The sequence below is a fragment of the Bacteroides sp. AF39-11AC genome (assembly GCF_003474285.1).
Lineage (GTDB): Bacteria > Bacteroidota > Bacteroidia > Bacteroidales > Bacteroidaceae > Bacteroides.
Map to the genome: position 1 here is coordinate 511161 of NZ_QROH01000003.1, position 22651 is coordinate 533811.

A 22651-nucleotide genomic window follows, 5' to 3' on the forward strand; every position below is an offset into this window, starting at 1 on the left:
GTTTTTAAAGGTTCTTTAAGTTCCGTTTAATCTCATCGGTGCCAGCAAGTATCTTGGGGCTGTTCTTCGCAAGTATAGCTGAGTTTTCCACTATATCCCTACGAGCAATATTACCCTCCACTTGGAATGTCCTCATCTCGTCTACAATCCTTTCCATACTGGAAACCTTTTCAGTCAATACCTTTATATCTTCTGTCGGAAATACAACATTTATCTGGGACTGATAGCTATTAGTGATGATTCCTCTTGTCTTATCAACGAAATTGGGCGTACCAGACATTAAGGCAGGAATATCATCGTTTGTAATGTCTATCAATGACAGTCTTTTGTCGATGGATGATAATAAGCCAGTTTGTTGAACAGCTTGATTCTTGATTTCTTCTCCGGCAACCTGCAAAGCCGTAAAACGCCCGTTAAGCTCTTCGCCGGTGTCTTGTGACATGGCTTCAAAGCCTTTGGAAGATGCCTGCTGTGAAAACATGGTTCCAAAGAACTGGTTGATAGCATCCACTTCCTTCTTCATGTCATCAACCATAGTCTGTTTCATGGAGTCAAGGAGCTGCTTTTCTTCGGAAGTCAGGTTGTCATCTCCCATGGCACGTTGCCATTCGTTGTACCACTTCTGCATCTGGGGTTTGAAGTTCTCCACATACATGGCTTTAATGAGAGCCTTACGCATGTACTCGCTCATGTCGTCGGAGATATCCTCGGCGGTGGCTTCAATATCATAGAGGGAGTTTAGTATGCCATCAGAGAATGACTCCCATTCCTGCTCTGCCTCATTCCTTGCATTCTCAGCCTCTTGTGCGGCTTCTTCGGCACGCTTTATTGCACCCGTATCAAGAGATGGGAACAAAGCATTAGCAGCATCCACGATATCAACACCGGCTTTCTGAATCTCGGCTATCATTTCGTCCAAGGTCTTACGCTCGGCGGTATCTATGGCACCGTCCTTCATAAACTCGGTGTATTTGTCATACCAAGCCTGAATCTGAGGTTGGAGCTGAGCGGTAAACATAGAATCAACCAAGGCGTTACGCATGTACTGATAAATATTGTTGGCTACATCCTCGGCAGTGGCTTCCGCATCATACAATACGTTCTTGATACTGTCAGAGAAAGATTCAAAGGCTTTCTTGACTTCTTCGCCAGAATCCGTCCAAGCATCGCTGATTTCTTTTGCTGCATCTGATACTTCCTTGCTCAGCTCGTCAATGTCAGTCTTGATATTGGCACGCTCTTCATCAGTTACAAGTCCATCGGCGGAATACTCTTTCCATTTCTCCCAGATAGCTTTGATACGAGGTTCGTACTGTTCGATATACATTGCCTCGATAAGCTCTTTGCGCATGGATTCAGCAATGTCCTTGGCGACGGACTCGGCTGTCACTTCTGCATTGTACAAGGAGTTTAATATACCATCAGAGAAAGACTTGAATTCCTCTTCAAGCTCCTTCTTTAGGCTGCTCTCAGTGATACCGAGAGTATCGGATAGAATGTCTTTGGCGGTCGTAATGTCGTTAGCCAGTTTCTCAGCTTCACTTCTCAGTGCGTTACGTTCAGCATCGGTTATATCACCGTCAAACATGGCTTCCTGAACCTTCTTATAGAATTCCTCTATCTGCGGTTGGAAGGTATCGGCAAACATCTTGTCAACCATCTGTTGACGGATGTATTCAAAGATATTATCTGTCACATCTTCGGCGGTAGCTTCGATGGAGGACATTGCAGACTTCACGTTATCAACGAATGACTGTAGGTCTTCGGCATCCTTCAGTTTGTCAGCGAAGATACTGTTCACGCTCTCAACGCCCTTCATCATCTGTTCAATGTACTGGTCTACTTGGGAGCCAAGTTGCGCCATATCACTCTCTGATAATCCGTCTGCTGAGAGGCCTTCAAAGGTCTTGTATAGTTCTTCCATCTTGCTCTTATACTCCTTTTCGTACAGAGCATTTATCATGGCTTGACGGAAGTAGTCATAGATATTATCGGAGACATCTTTAGCTGTCACGTCCAAAGAAGTTAGAGCACTTTGCATATCACTGACAAATGATTCAAGAGCCTCTTTGGCAGAATCTGAAGTAGAATCAGACCATCCAAACATTTTCTGATAATTTTCCCATTCTGCCTTAGCTTCTTCAACGATGTCTAAATAATCTTGTTTGGAAGCCTCCATCTCTTCTGGTGTAAGCTTTTTATCGCTTTCTACGCTTTTGGCAAAATTAGTATACCACTCTTGGAGCTTCTTATCATATACACCGGTCATCATTATTTCAAGCAGAGCATTTTGCATCATCTCCTCAAAGTCCTCAGCAAACGCTTCTGCATTATCCTTCATTTCAAGCAATGAGGTACGAAAGTTGTCTTTTACCGAATCAAAAGATGTAGAAGTAAGTTTTTCATAATAGGCATTCTGAAGTTCCTCAAGTTCTTTGTAGTATGATATATAAGAATCCATGTATTGAGCGGCATCTCTATATCCATCATCGGCTGAATTCTTAATTTTAGTATATAAGTCTGTGGCTTCTAATGCAACTTTCGCCATCTGCTCACTCGTTAAATTCCAGAAATCACTGGCATTATTAACTGTATGCCCGACAACACCACTAATGCGTGCCCAGTCGCTTGAAGACATGGCATTATTTATTTTCTTATTTGAAGAATGGCTACCTCCCATACCTAAGAAACCATTGCTATAAGCTTCTGCACTTCTTCGCATCATTTCTTGGGTATTACGCATCTGTTGCTCCAAATTGGACTTCTGTTGGTTATACACTTCTGTAGATTCCACAACAGAAGTAGATTCCATTTTATCAGCAAGATTGTCAATAGCCATTTCCAAGTCTTGATTGGATTGAGTAAGATTCTCAATATCTTTTTGTAATTGTGGGTCACTTTCACCACCAAAATCAAGTCCTGTCCACCCGAACACAGTATCCCATGCGCCATAAGCCGCATTAAAAATAGAGTCAAATATATTTCCTAAAAAGCCGTCAAGGCCTTGCTCGCCAATGGAATCTAATGCAGAAAATACCGCACCGATAATCCCTCCTATCTTCTTTCCAGATTCAGAGAAAGTATCAGCAAGCGTTCCCGCCAATTGTCCAACCTGTGACAGAGACATTTGGGAATTGCTGCCAAGGTCTGTTATTACATTGGCTAAAGTAGCAACGTTACTTGTCGCTTTCTCGGCTGATTGACTTACATTTGTTTGTGCATTCTGAACACCTTTTTCTGCATTGTTTTTTTTGATTAAAGCAGCCTCTTGTTCGCTCTCTGTACCGTTTTTGAGGGCATCATTATATTCTTCCTGAGCCTTAATCAGTTCTTCTTGTGCAATACGGAGCGCATTAAGTTGCTCCGGCAAACCTCCCAATAACCCTCCTTTATCAATTAAGGTCGTTTGTATCTTATTTAACGATTCATCAATGATTTTCTTTTGGTCGATATCCATTGATTGGTATTCCTGACTTTCCCTAAACTCTTTGAGTTGTTTTTTAATCTTATCAAGACTTTCCTTGGAGGCATTGCTTAAGTCTCCGAATACCATCTCCCAATTAATCTCTTGCTTCAATTCATCTACTTTGAGAGAAGATATAGCTTCATTCCATTGCTTTTGAAGAGCATTCTTCGCCCCAAGCGAAGTCTCCTTGTTGATATCGTCTTGAAACTTCTTATCAATTGCAGCCTTTTTCTGGGAAAATGTTCCATACTCCATTAGATATTTATTCATCGCATCCTCACGCTCTTGCCATTCATCTAATCCTTGTTTAGTTTCTGTATGAGCTACAATCTTATCCCATGCTGCAATGATTTCGTCTACGTTAACAGTAGAAGCATCAAATATCTTTTTTACATAACCTTTGGACTGCTTGGATTTTAAATCTTCTTTGGCATCGAAGATTTCTTTTTGAGCTTGTATTTCAGCACGAATATAGTCTTCTTTCTGACGCTTAACATTCTGAATCTCTATCTTGTTATTCAAATCACGCTGAGCCTTTTCTTTTTCATAGCCGTCAGTCATCGCATTAATTTTAGCTTGAGCTGCTTGGTTTTCCAAATCCTGCTGTTGACGCTGACGTTCAAGGGACTGCTTAGATTCGAGTTGAAGAACTTTTTCATTTTGGGAGCGGAGCATCTCTTGTTCTTTGCGGAGTTTTTCAGCTTGGTTTTCTTGTTTGGAGGTATCAGTAACACTGCCTAAATCCTTGTAGGATTTCTCCTTAGTCTGCATTTTATCGCGAGCTTCCTTTACCTGCTCGGATGTGGCTTTTTGATCTTTCAAAAGTGCTTCGTATCCTTTCTTTGCTTTCTCCCAATCTTCTTTTGCTTTGGCAAGGTCTTCTTGATAAGTTGTTTTATTCTTCTCGGAATCAATGCGTGCTTGTTTTGTTGACTTTGTGGTATCTATGAGATTTTTAATTTCCTTAACCTCATAGATGGCTTTATCGGATAAAGAGCCTTTCTCGTCAATTGGCAAGCGAATTTTTATCATACCATTTTCGCCCTTGCCTCTAATTTGGTTCTCCAATTTTGATATATAGTTGTCAAACTCACTTATATCAATGTTTTTAAGATTTGAGATGAATTGCTCAGAAATGGAACTACCTCTGTCAACAAGGAACTGGTCTCTATCGAAGCGAAGTTCTTTTAGCTTATTTATTTCTTGCTGAGTTAATTTACCTCCATTAATCTGTTTGGCTGTCAGAGTATTTTCATAGTCGGATACGGCTTTATTCGCAGCCTCAAAGTCTCTTGCGACTCTTTCACCTGCACGCTTTGCATCTTCTTCAGCGATTTGCTGTTTTAGTTCAAGAATATCTGCAAGTTTTATTGTTTCGATGTCATATTGAGCAAAGATTTTAGGGTATTCCTTACGTAGTTCGGCCAAGCTCTGCCCCCTCTGCAAATCAGACAAGGCAATGTTACGAGAACTTTGTACAAGAGAGTCTATTTTCTGTTTATGCTCTTGCTCTTGTTTAGTGGCTTCTTTCTGCCGCTTATTAAAGCGTTCTTGCGCTTTCTCTGCCTCTGTAGTACTATCAGACATCGCCCACATAGCAGTCGTTAATCCGATTACTACCGTAGCTAATGCTACATAGGGATTAGTGAGCATTGCAGCATTCAAAGCCAATTGAGCCTTTCTCGCCAATATCCGGACATTAGTCAAACCTATCTCTACAAGTGTATGTTTGCTTTCAGCAGCAGCAACAAGCATCACAGCAGTACGATATGTTCCATAAGTAACCACCAATCCGGTCAATACTTTACCCACCGTTTCATAGTTCTCAATCAGTGAAGTCGTCATCTGAATACCGTCCATGATAACACCTTCCGACTTAGTTCCCAATTCGTTAAACACAGAATCCCAAGCATCCTGCATCATGGACATTTGGCCATTGATAGTTTGGGATGCGTTCTCGGACATATTGTAGAACTTGCCACCTGCCGAAGTTGCATCAATAAAGGCCTGCTGTACCATTTCTGCGGAGATTGCACCTTTTGACATTTCATCTTTGAGTGTGGCAATGGATTTACCTGTCTTTTCAGAAATAGTTTGTAACGGATTAAACCCAGCATTAATCATTTGATTCAGGTCTTGTCCCATGAGTTTTCCAGTAGCTGACATCTGGGAGAATGCCAGAGTCAAGGAATTGAATTTACCTGATTCTCCCATTGAAATATCGCTCAAAGCTTTCAAATACTTAATAGTATCTTCCGCCTGGATATTGAAGCCAAGCATCATCTTTTCAGCCCCAACCATATCGGTCATGGCGAGAGGTGATATCTTTGCCAATTCTTTGATTTGTGGCATCAGTTTCCCTGCTACATCTTTGCCTACCATCGTCTCAATGGTGGTTTGCATGGATTGAAATTCTCCACGCACACGAATGATTTCAGAACCTAACGCTTTCAGAACACCGGCACCACCGATAACCGCTAATGCTTTCTTCCATGAAATGGCAATCCCATTGTTTACTTCAACGACCTGCTTCCCATCGTTTTTATACAGTGCATATTCATCGCGGAGTTTCTTTACAGATAGCCGAGCATTTGCTTGCTCTTGGGTAAGTCCAAATAAAGCATCCCGTTCTTTACCGAGCGCTCTTTCTTGTTCTCTGATGTGATTGAGTAGTTCTTTATCTTCGTTGCCTCTTGAAACAATATTCTTATATAACTCCTTATTTTTACGAATAGTTGTTTGAAGAGAACCTATGGCATTCTTTTGGGCGATAATCTTCTCCGTAAAGCTGTTTACTGATTGGGAGGCATCAAAGATTTTTTTCTTAAAATCACCTTCCATTGCAACTCCGGCTTTGGCGGCTTCATTCACCAATTCATTCATCCGTTGAGTGGATGCCGCAAGTTGGGTATTGAGCGTTTTGAAAGCGGCAGGTGACTGCGTACCATCCATACCCTTTAACTCTTGCTTCAATTTTGCTATTTCATTACGAAGTCTTACAACTTCCTCCCAGTCACTTCCTACCTTGAAATACAGTTTCGACATATCTCTTATTTAAATGGGTTCTTACCTTTAGCTTTAAAAAACTCTTCTTCTGATACTTCTTCCAGGACTTCACCATAAACTGTATGGAGTTTGTCCTTTTGCATAATAAGTAAATTCCTATATGGTATCTTGTATACTACTTCATCATAAGACAGATGCAGAGACTCCATGAACGATGCTATCTGTCCCAGTAGGCAATTGTTTCCTACTGTTTCTGTTTTGCTGTCAGGATTGCTACGTTCTTGGCTAAAGCTAACAGCTTGTAAAAATTTTCAGCAGAAATCATCGAAAGCCCAGTTGCTAAAGCTTCCACTACTTCATCGAATGTACCACACGACAATTCTTCATGGAGGTTCTCATCGCCCTGAATAAGCCACGATAGCGCACGAGAAGCCATTTCTACATCTTTCAATGAACGAAGCATATCCATGACCGTTACAGCTTCTTTTAGGTCAGAGAGGTAATATCCCGCTCCTGCTATTTTATGAATCGTAAGAGGATGAATCATATAGGCATTGCCATTTACGAATACCGTTTCAAAGTCTTTCCCTAAAACGGCTGCATTTACTATTTTTGATGCGTTCTTTTCCATAAGCTAAAAAGGCGGTGAGCAATCACCCACCGCCATCCTAAAACATTACTTTTTACCTCGATTATGCCGTAGGCGCATCTACCTTTTCACCATCAAGCCAGTACTCGCCTGCTACGCTATCGGTAGGATTTTCCATTGCAACAGCTGAAACACCTAAACCGATGTTCTTCTCTACGAAATTGCCCTTGCCGATTACGGAAGCATTGGTAAACACAATGTAGTTACCTGTTTTGGTCATACCGACAACAGCCTTGTTGATAACTTCTGCGACATCCGGCTCATGCCAGCCGACAACAGTCTGGCCGTCTTTCACAAGTTCACCGCCTTGCAATTCCTTCTTGTCTTCAAATGAATATTCACCCATAGTAAACGCCATGGTGCTTGCACCTTTGGCGGTAACATCCTTATAGTAGACCTTTCCGGTCAACTCATTAACATAATCCGTTGTAGTCGGATCATCTTCTGTATATCCCCAAGTGTCATTATGGGAGTTTTTCACTTCTGTAGCAGAAGCCAGCCATGTTTTTAAAGAGGCAGGTGTAACAGCAGTATTAATAACCGCACCGTACCAAATCTTTTTAATTCCGATAAATGGTTTCATATTTTTCTAATTTACATTTAACACTTCAAATAAAATTCTCACATTCACATAATGACACTTCAAAGCTGTGTCCGCTTCCGTACCGATTGATTCGATTGAGTAACGATAGGCTGTGTCGTCATAGGTGCTTACCACATCGTCGAATAACTTGTTGGCTTGCCTTTCAAGCTCATTCAGACGGATAGAGTTCGCTTCATTCTCACTCAAATTAGGCACACAGATATTTACCTCGGCAAAGGACTTCTTCCAATATGTTTCCGGTTGTTGTTTCTTCGTGTGAATGACAATTCTTTCAGACTTCAATTCGCCCGTCAGGGTTTCCCCTACTGGTACTATATCTATCCTGAAAGCCTTGCAATCCCGATAGAGAATGTTTCCTATGTCGGTAGTTACTATCATTCAAATTCTTCTTTTAATCGTTTCTCTGCATATAAAGCGGCACCACTCAAAACATCAAACCCCTTGGATTCCACGAATGAAGCATATTCCGCTTCGTTTTTCAGAGTTAAACCGCTTTCATCAACATCGTAATCATTGGACGTTCTCAAAATCAGTGTGCGATCTTGATAATCGCCGTGTTCCTCTGCGTACTTCACGGCTTCATCGCCCACATCAATCATCTTCTTTTCGACTTCCCATTCGCCTTCATCGAAAAAGGAATCGACATCGGAAAAATCGAAATCTACATCCATAATTCCGAGTAGTTAAAGTAGTTCGTACTCTTCACCGTATAAACCTCGCCTTGCCCTCTCAAATTATCGCCATCCATGCAACGGACTTCATCCCCTGCCTTGACAGTGATTCTCTTCTCGCACACCACATGGTAGTTAGGACGATACACAGAACCGTTATCAGACGTAAACTCTTTAGTTGTGTTATCATCACAACGGCACTTGCATACATCTTGCCAGCTTTCACCACCAGTATCAGGGATGGGTCTTCCGAACTCATCCTTATCCATCGGAGTGATAACCTTTACCTGTAATATGTGTGGAGCGAATATCATAAAAAGGTCACTTTAGGTTTGTTACTTAATTCATCTTTCAATCCGTACATCCTGCAGATAAAAGAGTAGTACTGCTTTATCCCTTCAAGATTCCAAGACATAGAAAAACCGCTTTCACTGATAGAAGTGGCACGAAGCAATAGAGAGGGGATAAACTTCGCAATTGCCACCGACACCCGCGTTTGGCAATCCTCGTTCATCTCATCCTCTCCGCTTATCTTCGAGGTAAGACACATATCCAAAAGGTCAGCTTCCGACAGGTTAATGCCGAATGTCTGAAACTTCTGTTGTATGTAGTCGTTTACCGTCATCTTAATATGGTGTAATCAGTTTACTATATGCTATATGGCTATAATGTGTGCAATACTTCGGCTTATAGACGTACCGGAACGGGCATTTAGGAACTGAAATCTGTTTCCTTTGCATTGCCGTAATAGTTACTGTTTGCTTCACCGGACTATCCACAACCTTAAATATTGGCTGCGGAGTGATCAGCACAACACAATCAACAGAAGATGCTTCAAAAGTGATACACTGAATGTCTGACAAACCAACATCAACAGATGGATTCACATACTCACACTTGGGAGATTCCACACTTGAGGCCTGCACGCCCAACGAGACCAAAGACATCATCAAAAAGCCACACATGGCAAAAATAAAATTCTTCATTTCTTTTCTGATTTATAAAATTAGACAATGGAAGGGTAGAAGCACTACCCTATCCTTTTACTCGATACCTAATGCTTCTTTCAGTTTGGCTGTTGATTCTTCATCCAGTTCTGAAACCTTAGACAAAAGAGTTTCCTCTTTCATATTGCCGGAAGCCTGCGCACCGATAGACTTCAAAGCATCAATCAAAGCCTTCTTCTCAAACTCCTTTTCAAAGAGGGAAATTTTCACCTCTTTCTTTTCTTCAGGGGCTTTCACTTCGGGATTTTTTACCTCAATCCGTTCAGCAAGTCTGCGGCTTTCCATATCCAGCACACGGGCTTCCTCACCGACTTCAATCACTTCACCGGGAGCATAATACTTTCCGGTGAACTTGTCGCGGAAAACTGATATAACCTTTACTTTCATATCCTACCCCCTTATGCTGATTGGATGGATGCAATTTCGCTCAAATCGAAATTGGTTATCAAATCTGGATTGGAAATCTGCGGAATCCACTCTGCCGTATATTCCATGTAGCGACCGTTTTTGTCACGGTAGTTAGAGATAAGCATCTGCCCCTCTGACGGGATATAAGTACGTCCCTGTACCGGGTCTGTCGCTTCATACGGGGTATGATGGCGCATATAACCAATGTTGTCAGAAGGTAACAGAGTAATACGGTTATCCGCGTAAATCTGCACATTCTTTCCCGTCTGGTCTTTCACGTAGTCCTCCTTGATTTCAATACGCGGCAAACCGATGCCGGTGAACACTTCGGAAGCCAAAGAAGAGGAAACCAATCCCGTACTCAACTTCATTTCGTTGCTGCCGAGAATCATCTTGTACTGCTCACCAAATTCAGATGAACCAAGAATAAGCTTGTTGAAAGATGCACGAGTCATAACCATCTTGGCATAAACGCCATAGTCCGGTGCCAAGGAATGAAGTTTCTCTCTCAAATAAGAGATAAACATATTCTTTCCGTCCACAACCACATCTCCACTTGTCGGCTTGATAAAGTTGAACGGAAGGGCAATCTCCAGCAGTTTATTATTGGTCTGACCGGAAGTGATTGCGGCATCCTTGTTGTAAACGGTGGCTTCACCAAGCATTAACAGCGCACCGACAATAATATCCATACGCTTGTGGGCTGCAAGGGTAATCTGACGGTAGTCGTCTGCCAGGAAGTTTACAATCTCTTCCATTGCAGCCTTTTGGTCGGCTGGCTTAGCTGCATTGAACTTGTCAATCAAATCCTGCAATTCGGAAAGACGGTCAATAGACATCTGATAAGCATCACCCAAATAGGCAATCTCACCATAGCCAGAACCGATATTCCTACGTTCACGAATAGGTTTCTCTCCAAAACGTGAGTTGATAGAACCAGCCATTACCCCAGTTACAGAACCGATATAATCTTTGAACACACGAGTAGTTACTCTACGGAAAGTAAGATACTGCTGCCAATAGATTGTGTCCTTACGTGTCTGGTTCACACGTCGGATGATAGCGGAAACAATGTTCGCGTCATCGAATAATGTTTGAATCGTTAAAAACATATCTTACCTCCTTACTCGTTAAATTCAAACCATCCCTTCATGTTGGCTTTATCGTTCTCAGAGAACGGCATAACCAATTTTGAAGGCTCAATCTCTGCGGCTGTACGAAGCAATGAAACCAGTGTGATTCCGTCCTCAACCTTTGTACGGTTAAACAGAGCCGAATTTGCCACGTGCTTCTGCTTCAAACCATCAACCGCAACCGCCTCAAAGAGTACCGCATCTCTGGCTATGTCCTCACCAAAAGCAGCCTTGATAGTCAATACATCATACACTTTGTTGGTCTTGTCAATAGCCGTTACTTCCGCACCTTTCGTACCGCTTCCGATGAACATACCCGTGTATGCCAAAGAGTTCTTGGCTACCTTAATGGACAATGCAGTATCACCGGTTGCGTATGCTTCCACTACTTCCACATTGATTACCGCATAAGCGAACTTGTTTTTCAAGTCCGCACAAATCGGTGTAAATCCAGGAAGAAAACTTCCCACTACAAGGTTCTGCGTGTCGAGCTTGAACGGGCCACGTCTACGGATGCCTGTCTGGACATCGTAACGTTCCTCTTGCTCAACAGGCGGAACCAAGTCATACTTAAATCCTGCTGACATAATTAATTCTTGTTTTGTTCAACAATAGCATTCGTTCCCTCGTCAATCATCTTGGCGATAGATTCAGCTTCTTTCTCAATCTTCGCTTCCGCTGATTCGGGAGGGGTTACGCCTTTGAAGCCGTCATTTGCGAACTCCTGTTTCAAGTCCTTGAAATAAGTATCCAAGTCCTCATCGTCTTTGATGGCGCATCGCTTGGCGTAGTTTTCGGGAATACCATACTCCTTTGCCTTTGCCATAATCTGCTCCTGCCGGGTTGCTTGCGACTTTTCCGTTTCAAACTGAGCGAGCTTGTCAGAAAGCGGTTTAACGGCTGCACTCACTGCATTGGCAATGATGGTAGCCATATCATCCGGCTTGTCTTCCGCTTTGATGGTTGTGGTAGTAGTGGTAGTCTCGACTGGCTTACCGTCTTTAAGGTTATGCTTCTTCTCGTAGTTAGTCACTGCCGTTTTTGAAGCATCCCCGGCACGGAAATCACCATAGGAATTAAGCACGTCCGAAAAACTGATACCCTCAACGATGGAGTTTACCTTTGTCTCGTCCGTTACACCCTCTGCCTTTTTGGTGGCAATTCGGGTTAAGATAGCAGTGTCTACCCCAGTGAATTTCTGGTGTAGTCCTGCCAAAATTTGTTCTAAAATTGTCATACCGTATGAATTAAAATTTGAGATTCAATTTGCGGAAGTAAAAATACCACCAATACAGATGATTGATAAATATTTAGGCTTCCCATTTACGACAATGGATTGATTGTCGTAAATACGGTATATAAAGTAGTCAGTAAGTGGATGAAAGGGAAATAATTAGAGTGGTAGAAAACCACAATCAGGCGATTGTGGGAAATGAGTATAAAAAAGGCGTGAAACCAAATGGAATCACGCCTGCAAAATCGTTAATATACTTATTTCTTTTTACTTTTTATAGCAAACAAAACCATTGGAACTAAGTTTACAGCAAGTTGTATTATATAATTAATATACGCTCTTCCTAATATAACAGGAATAAGTCCAAATAACCATTGGGTCACCCATATAAGTAAAGTAATCACCCCTATTCCTATTATCATTCCAAACATTAAATTCAATCTATTATCACCGGGTGAAAAAGGTATATAAAGTAGCATAATCGATAAAAGCACTAACCAAAGTATCCAAAACAAAGATGCAGTTGCAGTATGCCACAACTGGTTTCTTTCGCATAATGGAAAAATACGTTCTATTTCAAAAGAGTCGCTATTATCATTTTTATCCAAAATCTCAGGAACATGAGACACATCTTCATTCTCAAACAGCATAGCAAATTGCTGAAATATATTTTTCCTATTTACAGCATCATATAGCATTTCATCCAAATAAGAAACAATTATAGTATCAGAAGAACATCTTTCTTTTGCTTCCTCTATTTTTGATAGATATTCTACCTTTTCACTATTTGCATAATAATAAAAAAAGCCATAATAGTCTACAAAAAGAAACACTATTATGATAAGAAATAAAGGAATAGTAATTTTCGGAGTCAATGAAATTCTTTCATTTGAAAAGAAATCCCATATTTTACTAAGAAAATCCCCCATTATACCCCTAATACTATATTTGCATCAATATTCAACTTCCGACTTATTTCCCTGGCTACCTTCAAAGTGGGCTCACATTTACCAGAGATATAATCGCTAAGACGTGAGGGGCTAATACCCACCAACTTTGCAAGTGATTTTTGATTAAGCCCCATTTCGTACATACGAAGTTTAAGGACATCCACAAGTGAAGGTTCTCCCAAAGCAAAATGTTCTTCGGAATAATCAGCAACCAAATTAGAAAGAAGCTCCAATTCTATGCTATTTGGGTCATTCAAAGGAGTATCATCTTTCACCAATGGAAGAAGCTCCTCTACTCTTTTCACCGCCCATTCATACTGGGCTTGATTTTCTATCTTTGTCATAATCCTAAATATTAGCGCAATCTATTTTATCATATTCTTTATGAGTACCAATAAAGCGAATATACACAAACTGAATGGTGAATTTAATCACTACTACCAAACGATAGTTGTTACCTTTGATGTTGAAAACATAGTGCTGATTACCTACATTATCAACGCTATTAAATGTTTTCTTAATATCGGCAAAGCAAGTCCACTTGCTTTGCTTTACAATGGTGGTCCATTCTTGCAAAGCGACCTTCGAGTCGGGATGGTTCTCTGCATATTCTTTTAATGCTTGTTCAGTAAATATTCTCATTGGTTACTCAATTATCGTTTGACAAAGATATGTATATAATTCTATAATTCAAAATAATATTCTAATATTTATAACCAATGCACATAAAAATTAGTGGCAACTCTTTGCATCACCGGATGAGGTTGGAGGGAATAGCTTTATCTGCCCCAAATACGGAGCAAAGTTGAAGTTAATAGAAGATACAGGTGTATAAAACCAAAAAGGCGTGAATAGCCGGAGCCTCACGCCTTAATTTTGAATTTAAAAGCTTTGAATTTATAAAGTAGCAGATTGTAATTCTGCTCCGATATTCTTTATAGTATCGAGAATCTTCTTTGTGGTTGATTCTCCAGCGAATGCCAATCCGTTTTTGTACTGTCGCATCTTTGATTCATTTATTCCTACCTTCTTGGCAAACTGGCTAACATTTATCCAATCAAAATAATTAAAGAATGATTGAAGGTCGTATTTAAACACTACATCAATAGCATCCGCTCCATCAGGAAGAACTTTACCTTCCTCTATAATCATTTCCTTTGCTTCTTTAATACTTTCAAAGAAGTCAGCCTTCGCCTCTTCCACGCTTGAACCATATCCACCCAATCCATGATTAAGTAACATATCATCCGAATAGATGGAGTATAAACCATCTGCTCCCTTTTCAATAATAGCAAGTATCTTCATAACTCTTTGTTTTTGATTTGAAATTTAAAAGCCATTGAAATATGCTTCTCAATTCAGTAAGTAAGTGGCAGGGATTAAATCCCCGCCATCTTCTTAATGCTCTTTAATGTGCCGTCTCTCATTTCTTGGCTCTCATGTCTTGGTACTGGAAAAGTCTGTTTGGTTATTGGACTATACCAAATATCATGATTAGAACCATGACGATGAATAAAACAACCAGCTTTCGTAAGCATTCTTACTAATTCTGATACTTTCATAATTTCAATGAGCTTTTAAATTCAACACAAAGATAACGTTTTTGTTACTACCAAACAAGTATGCCCCATAAGATTAGTAACATTTTTGTTACTTTTAACAATAGATCCAATAAAATAGCAGCAACTCCGTAAGAATCACTGCTAAATATTCTATTTTTCTTATACTAAAATTATAAACCACGCAATTTTTCTGACTAAGGAGCAGATTACAAATTGGTTATTAGCCATTGTTTGTCTCGATATACAATCTTAAATAATTTCCCTTGCTTGTTTTGATATATATCTTTATCTACTCTCTTAAACTTACCAAGAGATATATCTAAAACTCTTTCATTACTACCATACCACGTTTCTTTTTTCTTTTTAGAGATTATTTGAGGCTGTTCAATAGTTTCATATTCACTCTCGATTACAGCATCCATACTTTTAGAATTACGGTTCGTATAATCAACAAGAAGACTTTTTATACAATTTACAGCATCTTCCCATTTTATATTAAACCATTCGCCTATGTATCTATCTTCATTAAATCTTTCGTGGGCTTGCTTCTCTATATCACAAGCACCAATTATTCTTTCTGTGTAATACATAAGTTTCAATCTACATCCCGATGCAGAAACCAAACTTGAAAACCTTGTTTTTACGCAATATGCTATCCCGATTTTAACGCGCTTAGTTTCTTCATTTAAAACAACATAAATACTTTGGGCGTGCTCTCTTTGATTATATTTATAATTTTCATTCATACTTTTTGCTCTATTAATAATAAAGGCAGCCTTTAAAGTCGTGCAAGACTGCCTTTTAATAATCGTGTTGATTTAATTGTTGTAGTTGATCGCCATACAAATTCTCTTATAAACCTGAGTTTTCTCAAATCTATTCAGAACTGATACTTTCTTTGACCCGAACACCAATTCGCCATTTCTGAACTGATATACGTTAATCCAACCGCCTACTGTTTTATGACGGTATATTTTTACTTCTTGATTTTCAGCTATTAGTGTCATAATCATGCGATTTTAATTAGGTTACACTTCTTGAAGCAACGCCAATCACCGACCTCTGTATCAAAATAGGTCTGTAAGTTATCATTTGGCTTTCTACTTGTACCTTTTGTTTCGGGTACTCTGCTTTCTAAGAGAGTGCCAAAGGCTTGACGTAACGAACCATCGGTTTTCTTGAAGTAGAACTCTACTACTTTTACTTTCAAAGCTGCTTTGAGCTTCAAATTAGCCCATGCGCATTTTAATGCTTCACTCATTGAATAACCGTTCTTGCGAACAAAAGACCATGCCATTGACATAACCTCTTTCATCTGACTTCTAAATTTTGTGCTCATACTCTTATATGTTTTTAATTATACTACTTCGTTTAATTTGATATTGCAAAGTAAAACTAATTAGTTTAATTCTACAATATCTAAAGCAATAAATAATGTTAAAAATAAAACTAAGTAGATTTATTTTAGTCATATAATTGTATTATGTGGTATAAATATCTATTTTTGCCGAATAAAACTATATAGTATTATGGACTTTAGAACAAGGATAAAAGAACTTTGTCAAGGGCAAGGTATAACTCAAAAAGAGTTAGCAGAAAAAATGGGAATATCTGATATAAGTCTGAATAAGACTTTACGAGGGGAATATCCGCAGTTGCAAACATTAGAAAAGATTGCAAATACATTAAATATTCCTCTTGCCGAACTATTTGAAAAGCCTAATGCCAGTAATGTTATCGGCTTCGTAAAGGTCGGAGATATAGTGCATGAAGTTAAATCAGCGGAAGATGTGAAGAATTTGGCTGGTAAATTATAAACCAATAAAAAAAGGAGGTAATATTATGAAAACGATTTATTTTCACCCCAACGGGTACACACAAGTTCCTGTAACTTCATTAAATGATATCATTGAATACTGTGCAAGCATAGGACATCGAATATCTAATATTGAGATCGACTTTAGAGATGGCAAATACTTAGTGCTTACATCTTTCCAAGGTTCCTATGCTTGTATTGGATATGTTGATGATATAATATATTAAGAAATTGGATATGGACTTTTCAGCATTGACACCGATAGCCGCTTTTGGTGGTTTTGCTCTTGGTATTATAAATTTAGGGATTATAGTATATAAAGATTTTATACGTAAACCTCACTTAAGAGCTGAACTTGTATCGTTTAGTACACGGTATGTGCATGCAGGAGAATATCAGATGCAGTTAAATATTCGCCTTTTTGCAAAAGATGGACTCATCACTATTAAGGAAGTGAAGTTAAAAAATGAATTTGATTTTGTGGGAGATATTTTTAGTGGAAGAAATGAGATAACTTTTTTTAGAGGTATTCCCTTGAACAAGTTGGATATAAAACAAATAGAAGAACAGAGTTTTCTCAAACAAGTTAAAGACACTTTTAGTACTATATCTTTCCCCATGACCGATTTGAAAGTCCAGAAGGATGAGATTAAGTCTATTACCTTTATGGATAATATAATAACTGTACGACAATCCGATGGTTATGATGAACTTCCATTATATAGATGGAGACTTGAAATTGCTTATAATGATGATGTACTAGAAATACCACTGCAACTTGTACCTATAGGTGAAATTAGAGGTGCTTATTCACATATTGGAGAGCCTTCGGTATCATAATCTTCCGATCGGAAAAATAGAAAAAGAAATATAAAGAGGGGATTTACTCCCCTCTTTCTTAAAATTATGTTTCCTTATTTCCGATTTGCTCATTCTTTGCTGCTTGCTCCTCTTTGATTTCTGCAAGTTCCTCTTCTACCCTATCAGCATTCCCGGCAAACATAATCCCCTCACGTGTTGACCAAATGCCACCACTGACAGCGGAGACGGCAGTAGCCACCTTATCGTTCAAGTCATCAATCATATATGGAGCAAGTTCCGTTTCTATGTCGATGGTCTGTGATGCCTTGCTAAACTCGGTTGGATTGATAGAGCCTAAAGCAGAAACAAGGAAATTAACCCTTCGCTGTAAAAACTCACCTATCACTTCCGCATGATTACTTACGCTCATATGGGCACCCATGAACATGAAACGGAAAGCGGTTCCTGATGCTTTGCCTACACCCTTCAATGTCTCAAAGGATATTCTTGGAGTATTGGACATATCATAAGCGTTGTTCGTAAGTGTTTCGGCTTCAAAACGTATTGTTTCTGGGACTTGGTTCCACGTCAAATATTGAGCATCTGCACCCTGCCCGGTAAGCTTCACGATTTTGTCTTTATTCTTCCCGACAAAGCCTTCCACATCACCGACTAATTTTAGCAATGGGAAGAAATGGTAGTCTATACAGTCTGCGTAATTAGATAACAGTTTTTCCAACCGGACCCGGAAGGTCTTTATCTTCTTGCAATAAGGTTCAGGACGATAAGCGTAGAGAACCGGTAACTTAGAGAAGCCATGAGCAAATGAAGTTCTTTCCTCATACCCCTTAGCCAAATCCCACTGATAGACCATCTTATCAGTGATAGTCATAAAGCAAGTTATCTCCGAATCATCCATGAGCTTCTTCTTGTACTCACGTGAGAAAGCAATCATCTTACCTTCATCATTGAAGAACGGATAAAGCTTATCCCCACGGAACGGAGACCATAATACGCTTTTCAGCTTCTTGGTAGGTTTTACCTTTCCTCCGAAGGTAGTCTTTACCTTTTTCCAGAACTTAGCCCAAAACGAATCATCATCGGTAACATACCAATATTCTGCAACTTCCAGTTCGGAAAGCCAAGAACGGACAATCTTTTTGTTCTGGTACTTGATTTTGTTGGATTTGAATACAGCTTTGACCGCATCCAACAGTTTCTTTTCGTCATCATCTGTTGGAGTGCAATCCATTGACGGCTCGGTGCCGACAGTAAAAGCCGTTTGAATGTTCACTATATCCTGCTCCAAAGGAATGGAGATACGGTTCACTGGTTCGGTCTTGTATTTCGCTTCGATTTCGTAGGTCTTTCCTGTCTTTTCATCGAAGACCTTTTCCGCTTCCTTTTCAAGAACTTTTCTATCCGGGTACTTCTCTTTGTCAACCATGATTTCATGGCGTTCAGGATTCCAATCATCCCAAAGTTTACAACGGTCTGGAAGTTCGGTTTTCCGCCCCTTCTTTAAATAGCTTATTTTCTGTCCGATATCGGGTAATGCTAATATTTCTTCTAAACTTAATGGCATAGCTTACATTTTTAGTGTGTGAATATTCCTGTTAAATCTTTCGGTTTCAAAATGCGTCCAAGCAAACAACCCAATACATAATATCTAATGGCATCCATCAAATGATTATATTCATCTACTGGCTCATTGATGTAGTTTCCATCCTTATCTTTGTCCCAAACATATTTCCGAAGTTCAGTAATAAGATTGTAAGAGCGTTCTGTTACAAAGAACTCCATGTCTTTAATCTTATCAATACCCGCTTTAATTGAGCCGGGAAACTTATCTACCGGATAGATATTCACGCCTCTGTTCTTTATCTCTTGAATCAATCGAGGGTCTTGCGAATCGGCAAAAACTTTCATAGAGAAAGGCTTTAACCTGTTGGCAATAGCCGACGAAAGCATATCCGTTTCATAGAAAAGTTCATCAACATACAAACGGTTATCAATGATGCCACATCTTACAGCAGCGGAAGGATCATTAGTAAATCCGAAATCCTGCCCTATTCCTACCTTTTTGCATTCCTGTGGGAACTCTTTCACAATACCCCACTTCTTGAATACGGCACCTTCCGCCACATCAGCCCAACGACCGATAACCACATGAGCATATTTCTCCGGGTTATTCTCCTTCATGTCCTCTACCTCTTTAAGGAACTCAGGAGAAAGGTTCTCCAAGTTATCAAGATATGTCGTATGGATATGAAGTACATTAGGATGAGTGGAGATTTGAACCTGAACTCCGTCAATCTCTACCAGCTTGTGAGTATTCTCAATATACTTTTTGTAAATGAAGTGATTGGAATCACAAGGATTCATTATGATGATAATCCGGTTCTGAATCCCTTTCTTACGAATGGAGAGCATTATCTTGTCGAACTCTTCCTCATTCGTCCACTCTTCCGCTTCATCACAGACAAAAGTAGTGATACCTTGAATAGACTTCAATTTTGCCGTCTGATTACCAGATGAAGTCTTGATACCTCGGAACATGATACGGCTCTTAGTCATTTTATTGACTATATCCGTCTTGGTAGTCTTGAAATACTTAGTAGTTCCATCGAGGTCTATCTTCTCCATCATTTCGGGGATGATAGACATACCAGCGGAAACCATCGTATAGCGAGTATAGAGAATCTGGTGGACTATCTTCTCAGTTTCTGTGAGTTCAAAGGTCAATCGCTCGATGAAAGTGGAAGCATTGAAAGACTTTCCCGATCCACGTCCACCGGTGATAAGGATAATGAATTTCTCGTTATCGGTGTATAAGGGGTGATATATTGTTTGGGGAGTTATCATTTCAGTTTGTCTTTAATCCAGGAATCAATACTGATACCGTGGTTTATGTCAGTAGGAATGTCAGCTTCTTCATCCTGCTTACGTTCAACTTTTCTCCAATCTTCATCGTAATGATATAACCAAACAGACTGCGCTTGTAAACTTGGAGCCAGTTCACCTTCTACGATTTGAACTTCTTCCTCGCCCGTCAGGTTGCCCTCTCTGTCCTTAATTTTTCTGATAGTGGTGTTCTTAGTCTTAATACCACCAAGAGCCATAGCAAGGAACTTAGCACGTACAAGAGCGTTTATAGCACAACGCGCACGCGATAATACTTCGTTCAATTCGGGGTACTCACCTTTCTTCTCACAAAAAGTTTGAGGACATAACCCAACGGCATGAGCAATTTCCTTATCAGTGAATCCCTTTTTGGCATACGACTCTACAAGAGAAAGAAAGTCCTCGCTTGTATAGTCAAACTTAGGCTTTCTTCCTCCACGACCTTTTTGGTTTTGAGATTCACTATTGCTCATATCAATCTACCCGTTCTACTTGTTCATCAAACACTTCTCCTTTTATGAATTTCATATCCGGATCATAACCGAATCTCTCACAGAAAACGGCTTTAGCTTCATAGGTATCAAAGGATAACATCACATAAGCATCCATATCCTCGGCTTGCTTCTGCGCATTCTCCTTTACTTGTTGCTTAACTTCCTTATTATGTGCAATTTTGGCTTCTCTTGATAATTCAGCAATTTTCTTTTCTCTGTCCTTATCTTCATTATAAGAGCTGGACATATCTTCTATTCCTGCCCGTATATCTTCTAAAACAGGCATATCAAAGTCTATACCAATGATTGATAAATCCTGTTCTGTTAATCCTGCACTCTTAAAATCAATCTCAGGTAATAAATTGCGCAAGGCTTCTATATCAAATTCTCCTTGAACAGATTGATTGTTCATAAAGATATTCTGTTCTTTTTCCTCTTTTTCTGATAGGTTTACCTTGTCAACACGAAGTATATAATCCGTTTCAGTTGTACCGTCATATCCATTGAGTTGATCCAAAACGGTTACACGTTGATGACCAGAAACCAAATTATTTGTCCGCTCATTCCATATAATACCTCCAAGCATTCCAACACGTTTAATATTCTGCTTTAACTTTTTCAACGCAGAATCCGTTATCTTCCTTGGATTATAATTGGCAAAACGAATGCTACTGCGAGCGATTTCTACCGGCTCCGATTTAAAGTATCTGTTTAGTTCTTTGCTCATAATCGAATAATATTTTTTCTGATAATGGAAATGCCTTTAATATTTTCTGTAAGTCCTCCGGCTCATTTTTCTTTAACCATAAGAATACTTTTATATCAAACCAAAGCCCATTACCGGCTTCTTTAGAGTATTCAACAGGAGTTGGAAGATTATGGAATTTAATATATGCAAGCACTTCTTTTTTTTTCCACAATGATAAAGGATAGGCTATTTTTGACTTTATGTTTATCGCTTCATCTTCGTATGTCCTAAGCATTAACCTGCGATTCAGACTATCTGATTGTTTCATACCAAGAAAGCACCAGTCAATGCCTATATGCGCTCTGACACGTTCTATCACATCTGCTAATTTCAGTATTTTGATGTCTTTCTGTGGTTGGCAAAATAATCCAATTTTCAATACCCTTGACAAATTCCAATGTGGCACTTCAAGAAATGTCACGTTACTGTATTTTGATTTTGAGTAATTTATGAATCTATTTATATGATTCAATCCTTTGACAAAATACATAAATACGCATACCACTTCTTTAAAAAGTGGCGCAACCATATCGAGCATTGCGATAGAATCTTTGCCACATGAATAAAACAATAGCACACGGTCAGTCTGACTTCTGACCGTGGCTATAACTTTTGATGAATGTTGCTGTATATTCATCATTTCGCACCAAACAAACGGTTATAGTCCCTCTGTTGCTGCTCTCTGTTTTGAATACGACCTGACACACCTCTTCGTGCGCCAATATTGTCACCTCTTTGATAATTATAGACTCGGCAATTAATTTTTATGGTTTAACAATTGAATTTTTCTAAAACTTTGCCCAACTTATAAACTATTTGAGCCATAGCATACATCATACCGTCTTTCTCATACGTTATAACATTATCGTTTTTGTCTGTTATGACTTCTATTTGTGCTGATTTTACCTCAACAATCAAATAAGGGCGTGTACCTTTTTGTTCACCTGTTATTAGCTTTAGCGCATCATATTTTACTATTTCAGGCTTACAGTCAACACCTTTAGGTACGAGTGATGCCATTTTGTAGATTTTACCATCATCGCCACGATAAACAACATATCTTGAACAATACATGGTAGGTCTTAATTCTCTAAATTCTTCAGTTTTCTCGCCAGTCAAAATTTCGTTGAAAGGCTGTTGTTTAATAGTTAATGCAAGTACCTTCATAATCGTGTCATTTTTTTAATTAATATTCATA

Annotated in this window: 28 protein-coding genes; 2 read left to right on the forward strand and 26 right to left on the reverse strand. The window is 39.4% G+C overall.

Annotated elements, in window-relative coordinates:
• Positions 1-4 precede the first annotated feature (4 nt).
• The 20 genes from DW036_RS07660 to DW036_RS07755 form a co-directional block, all read right to left on the reverse strand.
• On the reverse strand, positions 5-6511 hold the full coding sequence (locus DW036_RS07660) for a tape measure protein (RefSeq protein ID WP_118462636.1): 6507 nt from the start codon (positions 6509-6511) through the stop codon (positions 5-7).
• Positions 6512-6716: 205 nt separating this feature from the next.
• Positions 6717-7103 carry a hypothetical protein gene (locus tag DW036_RS07665; RefSeq protein ID WP_118462639.1) on the reverse strand — a complete coding sequence of 129 codons (387 nt, stop codon included), beginning with the start codon at positions 7101-7103 and terminating at the stop codon, positions 6717-6719.
• 61 nt (positions 7104-7164) lie between these two features.
• Positions 7165-7704 carry a hypothetical protein gene (locus DW036_RS07670; protein WP_118462642.1) on the reverse strand — a complete coding sequence of 180 codons (540 nt, stop codon included), beginning with the start codon at positions 7702-7704 and terminating at the stop codon, positions 7165-7167.
• Positions 7705-7710: 6 nt separating this feature from the next.
• Entirely contained in the window at positions 7711-8103 is a 393-nt protein-coding gene (locus tag DW036_RS07675) for a hypothetical protein (RefSeq protein ID WP_118462645.1), read from the reverse strand.
• Positions 8100-8396: a hypothetical protein gene (locus DW036_RS07680; protein ID WP_118462648.1), complete on the reverse strand. Its 297-nt coding sequence runs from the start codon at positions 8394-8396 to the stop codon at positions 8100-8102. The genes DW036_RS07675 and DW036_RS07680 overlap by 4 nt, the downstream gene beginning before the upstream one ends.
• Complete coding sequence (locus tag DW036_RS07685) at positions 8387-8710, reverse strand: hypothetical protein (RefSeq protein ID WP_118462651.1); 324 nt, start codon at positions 8708-8710, stop codon at positions 8387-8389. Before DW036_RS07685 ends, DW036_RS07680 begins: the two co-directional genes overlap by 10 nt.
• Positions 8707-9021: a DUF6706 family protein gene (locus DW036_RS07690; protein WP_118462654.1), complete on the reverse strand. Its 315-nt coding sequence runs from the start codon at positions 9019-9021 to the stop codon at positions 8707-8709. The genes DW036_RS07685 and DW036_RS07690 overlap by 4 nt, the downstream gene beginning before the upstream one ends.
• Position 9022: 1 nt before the next feature.
• Complete coding sequence (locus DW036_RS07695) at positions 9023-9382, reverse strand: hypothetical protein (protein ID WP_118462657.1); 360 nt, start codon at positions 9380-9382, stop codon at positions 9023-9025.
• Between the two features lie 57 nt (positions 9383-9439).
• Positions 9440-9790: a hypothetical protein gene (locus tag DW036_RS07700; protein WP_118462660.1), complete on the reverse strand. Its 351-nt coding sequence runs from the start codon at positions 9788-9790 to the stop codon at positions 9440-9442.
• 11 nt (positions 9791-9801) lie between these two features.
• The gene (locus tag DW036_RS07705) at positions 9802-10923 is read right to left on the reverse strand and encodes a hypothetical protein (RefSeq protein WP_118462664.1); all 1122 of its coding nucleotides are present in this window, start codon (positions 10921-10923) and stop codon (positions 9802-9804) included.
• Between the two features lie 11 nt (positions 10924-10934).
• Positions 10935-11531 (reverse strand): head fiber protein, encoded by a 597-nt coding sequence (locus DW036_RS07710; protein WP_118462667.1) that lies wholly within the window; start codon positions 11529-11531, stop codon positions 10935-10937.
• 2 nt (positions 11532-11533) lie between these two features.
• A complete protein-coding gene (locus tag DW036_RS07715; RefSeq protein ID WP_118462670.1) occupies positions 11534-12181 on the reverse strand; it encodes a hypothetical protein in 648 nt (215 codons plus the stop codon).
• Positions 12182-12435: 254 nt separating this feature from the next.
• Complete coding sequence (locus tag DW036_RS07720) at positions 12436-13107, reverse strand: hypothetical protein (protein WP_118462673.1); 672 nt, start codon at positions 13105-13107, stop codon at positions 12436-12438.
• Complete coding sequence (locus DW036_RS07725) at positions 13107-13472, reverse strand: type II toxin-antitoxin system HigA family antitoxin (protein WP_118462676.1); 366 nt, start codon at positions 13470-13472, stop codon at positions 13107-13109. The genes DW036_RS07720 and DW036_RS07725 overlap by 1 nt, the downstream gene beginning before the upstream one ends.
• A 4-nt stretch (positions 13473-13476) precedes the next feature.
• Entirely contained in the window at positions 13477-13770 is a 294-nt protein-coding gene (locus DW036_RS07730) for a type II toxin-antitoxin system HigB family toxin (RefSeq protein WP_118462679.1), read from the reverse strand.
• A 255-nt stretch (positions 13771-14025) separates the two neighbouring features.
• Entirely contained in the window at positions 14026-14433 is a 408-nt protein-coding gene (locus DW036_RS07735) for a type II toxin-antitoxin system HicB family antitoxin (protein ID WP_118462682.1), read from the reverse strand.
• Between the two features lie 74 nt (positions 14434-14507).
• The gene (locus DW036_RS07740; RefSeq protein WP_118462684.1) at positions 14508-14690 is read right to left on the reverse strand and encodes a type II toxin-antitoxin system HicA family toxin; all 183 of its coding nucleotides are present in this window, start codon (positions 14688-14690) and stop codon (positions 14508-14510) included.
• A 206-nt stretch (positions 14691-14896) separates the two neighbouring features.
• Positions 14897-15436 (reverse strand): GIY-YIG nuclease family protein, encoded by a 540-nt coding sequence (locus tag DW036_RS07745; RefSeq protein WP_118462687.1) that lies wholly within the window; start codon positions 15434-15436, stop codon positions 14897-14899.
• 72 nt (positions 15437-15508) lie between these two features.
• Complete coding sequence (locus DW036_RS07750; protein WP_118463193.1) at positions 15509-15697, reverse strand: hypothetical protein; 189 nt, start codon at positions 15695-15697, stop codon at positions 15509-15511.
• A gap of 2 nt (positions 15698-15699) precedes the next feature.
• Complete coding sequence (locus DW036_RS07755; RefSeq protein WP_118462690.1) at positions 15700-16029, reverse strand: SH3 beta-barrel fold-containing protein; 330 nt, start codon at positions 16027-16029, stop codon at positions 15700-15702.
• A 190-nt stretch (positions 16030-16219) separates the two neighbouring features.
• Between DW036_RS07755 and DW036_RS07760 the strand changes: the two genes are divergently transcribed.
• Together DW036_RS07760 and DW036_RS07765 are read left to right on the forward strand one after the other, a co-directional pair.
• Positions 16220-16507: a helix-turn-helix domain-containing protein gene (locus DW036_RS07760; protein ID WP_118462693.1), complete on the forward strand. Its 288-nt coding sequence runs from the start codon at positions 16220-16222 to the stop codon at positions 16505-16507.
• 236 nt (positions 16508-16743) lie between these two features.
• A complete protein-coding gene (locus DW036_RS07765; protein WP_118462696.1) occupies positions 16744-17346 on the forward strand; it encodes a hypothetical protein in 603 nt (200 codons plus the stop codon).
• Between the two features lie 64 nt (positions 17347-17410).
• Here the strand turns inward: DW036_RS07765 and DW036_RS07770 are convergent, their stop codons facing one another.
• From DW036_RS07770 to DW036_RS07795, 6 genes are all read right to left on the reverse strand, one after another.
• On the reverse strand, positions 17411-18892 hold the full coding sequence (locus DW036_RS07770; protein WP_118462699.1) for a phage portal protein: 1482 nt from the start codon (positions 18890-18892) through the stop codon (positions 17411-17413).
• Between the two features lie 11 nt (positions 18893-18903).
• The gene (locus DW036_RS07775; RefSeq protein ID WP_118462702.1) at positions 18904-20172 is read right to left on the reverse strand and encodes a PBSX family phage terminase large subunit; all 1269 of its coding nucleotides are present in this window, start codon (positions 20170-20172) and stop codon (positions 18904-18906) included.
• Positions 20169-20684: a hypothetical protein gene (locus DW036_RS07780; protein WP_118462704.1), complete on the reverse strand. Its 516-nt coding sequence runs from the start codon at positions 20682-20684 to the stop codon at positions 20169-20171. Before DW036_RS07780 ends, DW036_RS07775 begins: the two co-directional genes overlap by 4 nt.
• Before the next feature lies 1 nt (position 20685).
• Complete coding sequence (locus DW036_RS07785; protein WP_118462707.1) at positions 20686-21432, reverse strand: DNA methylase; 747 nt, start codon at positions 21430-21432, stop codon at positions 20686-20688.
• Positions 21404-22093 (reverse strand): phosphoadenosine phosphosulfate reductase family protein, encoded by a 690-nt coding sequence (locus DW036_RS07790; protein ID WP_233560342.1) that lies wholly within the window; start codon positions 22091-22093, stop codon positions 21404-21406. Before DW036_RS07790 ends, DW036_RS07785 begins: the two co-directional genes overlap by 29 nt.
• A gap of 131 nt (positions 22094-22224) precedes the next feature.
• Positions 22225-22620, reverse strand: a complete 396-nt coding sequence (locus tag DW036_RS07795) for an ASCH domain-containing protein (RefSeq protein WP_118462710.1) — start codon at positions 22618-22620, stop codon at positions 22225-22227.
• Positions 22621-22651 lie beyond the last annotated feature (31 nt).

Bases quoted from the DNA above. Each gene is read 5' to 3' on its own strand.
- DW036_RS07660 (WP_118462636.1), bottom strand. From the start codon at position 6,511: ATGTCGAAACTGTATTTCAAGGTAGGAAGTGACTGGGAGGAAGTTGTA.
- DW036_RS07665 (WP_118462639.1), bottom strand. From the start codon at position 7,103: ATGGAAAAGAACGCATCAAAAATAGTAAATGCAGCCGTTTTAGGGAAA.
- DW036_RS07670 (WP_118462642.1), bottom strand. From the start codon at position 7,704: ATGAAACCATTTATCGGAATTAAAAAGATTTGGTACGGTGCGGTTATT.
- DW036_RS07675 (WP_118462645.1), bottom strand. From the start codon at position 8,103: ATGATAGTAACTACCGACATAGGAAACATTCTCTATCGGGATTGCAAG.
- DW036_RS07680 (WP_118462648.1), bottom strand. From the start codon at position 8,396: ATGGATGTAGATTTCGATTTTTCCGATGTCGATTCCTTTTTCGATGAA.
- DW036_RS07685 (WP_118462651.1), bottom strand. From the start codon at position 8,710: ATGATATTCGCTCCACACATATTACAGGTAAAGGTTATCACTCCGATG.
- DW036_RS07690 (WP_118462654.1), bottom strand. From the start codon at position 9,021: ATGACGGTAAACGACTACATACAACAGAAGTTTCAGACATTCGGCATT.
- DW036_RS07695 (WP_118462657.1), bottom strand. From the start codon at position 9,382: ATGAAGAATTTTATTTTTGCCATGTGTGGCTTTTTGATGATGTCTTTG.
- DW036_RS07700 (WP_118462660.1), bottom strand. From the start codon at position 9,790: ATGAAAGTAAAGGTTATATCAGTTTTCCGCGACAAGTTCACCGGAAAG.
- DW036_RS07705 (WP_118462664.1), bottom strand. From the start codon at position 10,923: ATGTTTTTAACGATTCAAACATTATTCGATGACGCGAACATTGTTTCC.
- DW036_RS07710 (WP_118462667.1), bottom strand. From the start codon at position 11,531: ATGTCAGCAGGATTTAAGTATGACTTGGTTCCGCCTGTTGAGCAAGAG.
- DW036_RS07715 (WP_118462670.1), bottom strand. From the start codon at position 12,181: ATGACAATTTTAGAACAAATTTTGGCAGGACTACACCAGAAATTCACT.
- DW036_RS07720 (WP_118462673.1), bottom strand. From the start codon at position 13,107: ATGGGGGATTTTCTTAGTAAAATATGGGATTTCTTTTCAAATGAAAGA.
- DW036_RS07725 (WP_118462676.1), bottom strand. From the start codon at position 13,472: ATGACAAAGATAGAAAATCAAGCCCAGTATGAATGGGCGGTGAAAAGA.
- DW036_RS07730 (WP_118462679.1), bottom strand. From the start codon at position 13,770: ATGAGAATATTTACTGAACAAGCATTAAAAGAATATGCAGAGAACCAT.
- DW036_RS07735 (WP_118462682.1), bottom strand. From the start codon at position 14,433: ATGAAGATACTTGCTATTATTGAAAAGGGAGCAGATGGTTTATACTCC.
- DW036_RS07740 (WP_118462684.1), bottom strand. From the start codon at position 14,690: ATGAAAGTATCAGAATTAGTAAGAATGCTTACGAAAGCTGGTTGTTTT.
- DW036_RS07745 (WP_118462687.1), bottom strand. From the start codon at position 15,436: ATGAATGAAAATTATAAATATAATCAAAGAGAGCACGCCCAAAGTATT.
- DW036_RS07750 (WP_118463193.1), bottom strand. From the start codon at position 15,697: ATGACACTAATAGCTGAAAATCAAGAAGTAAAAATATACCGTCATAAA.
- DW036_RS07755 (WP_118462690.1), bottom strand. From the start codon at position 16,029: ATGAGCACAAAATTTAGAAGTCAGATGAAAGAGGTTATGTCAATGGCA.
- DW036_RS07760 (WP_118462693.1), top strand. From the start codon at position 16,220: ATGGACTTTAGAACAAGGATAAAAGAACTTTGTCAAGGGCAAGGTATA.
- DW036_RS07765 (WP_118462696.1), top strand. From the start codon at position 16,744: ATGGACTTTTCAGCATTGACACCGATAGCCGCTTTTGGTGGTTTTGCT.
- DW036_RS07770 (WP_118462699.1), bottom strand. From the start codon at position 18,892: ATGCCATTAAGTTTAGAAGAAATATTAGCATTACCCGATATCGGACAG.
- DW036_RS07775 (WP_118462702.1), bottom strand. From the start codon at position 20,172: ATGATAACTCCCCAAACAATATATCACCCCTTATACACCGATAACGAG.
- DW036_RS07780 (WP_118462704.1), bottom strand. From the start codon at position 20,684: ATGAGCAATAGTGAATCTCAAAACCAAAAAGGTCGTGGAGGAAGAAAG.
- DW036_RS07785 (WP_118462707.1), bottom strand. From the start codon at position 21,432: ATGAGCAAAGAACTAAACAGATACTTTAAATCGGAGCCGGTAGAAATC.
- DW036_RS07790 (WP_233560342.1), bottom strand. From the start codon at position 22,093: ATGATGAATATACAGCAACATTCATCAAAAGTTATAGCCACGGTCAGA.
- DW036_RS07795 (WP_118462710.1), bottom strand. From the start codon at position 22,620: ATGAAGGTACTTGCATTAACTATTAAACAACAGCCTTTCAACGAAATT.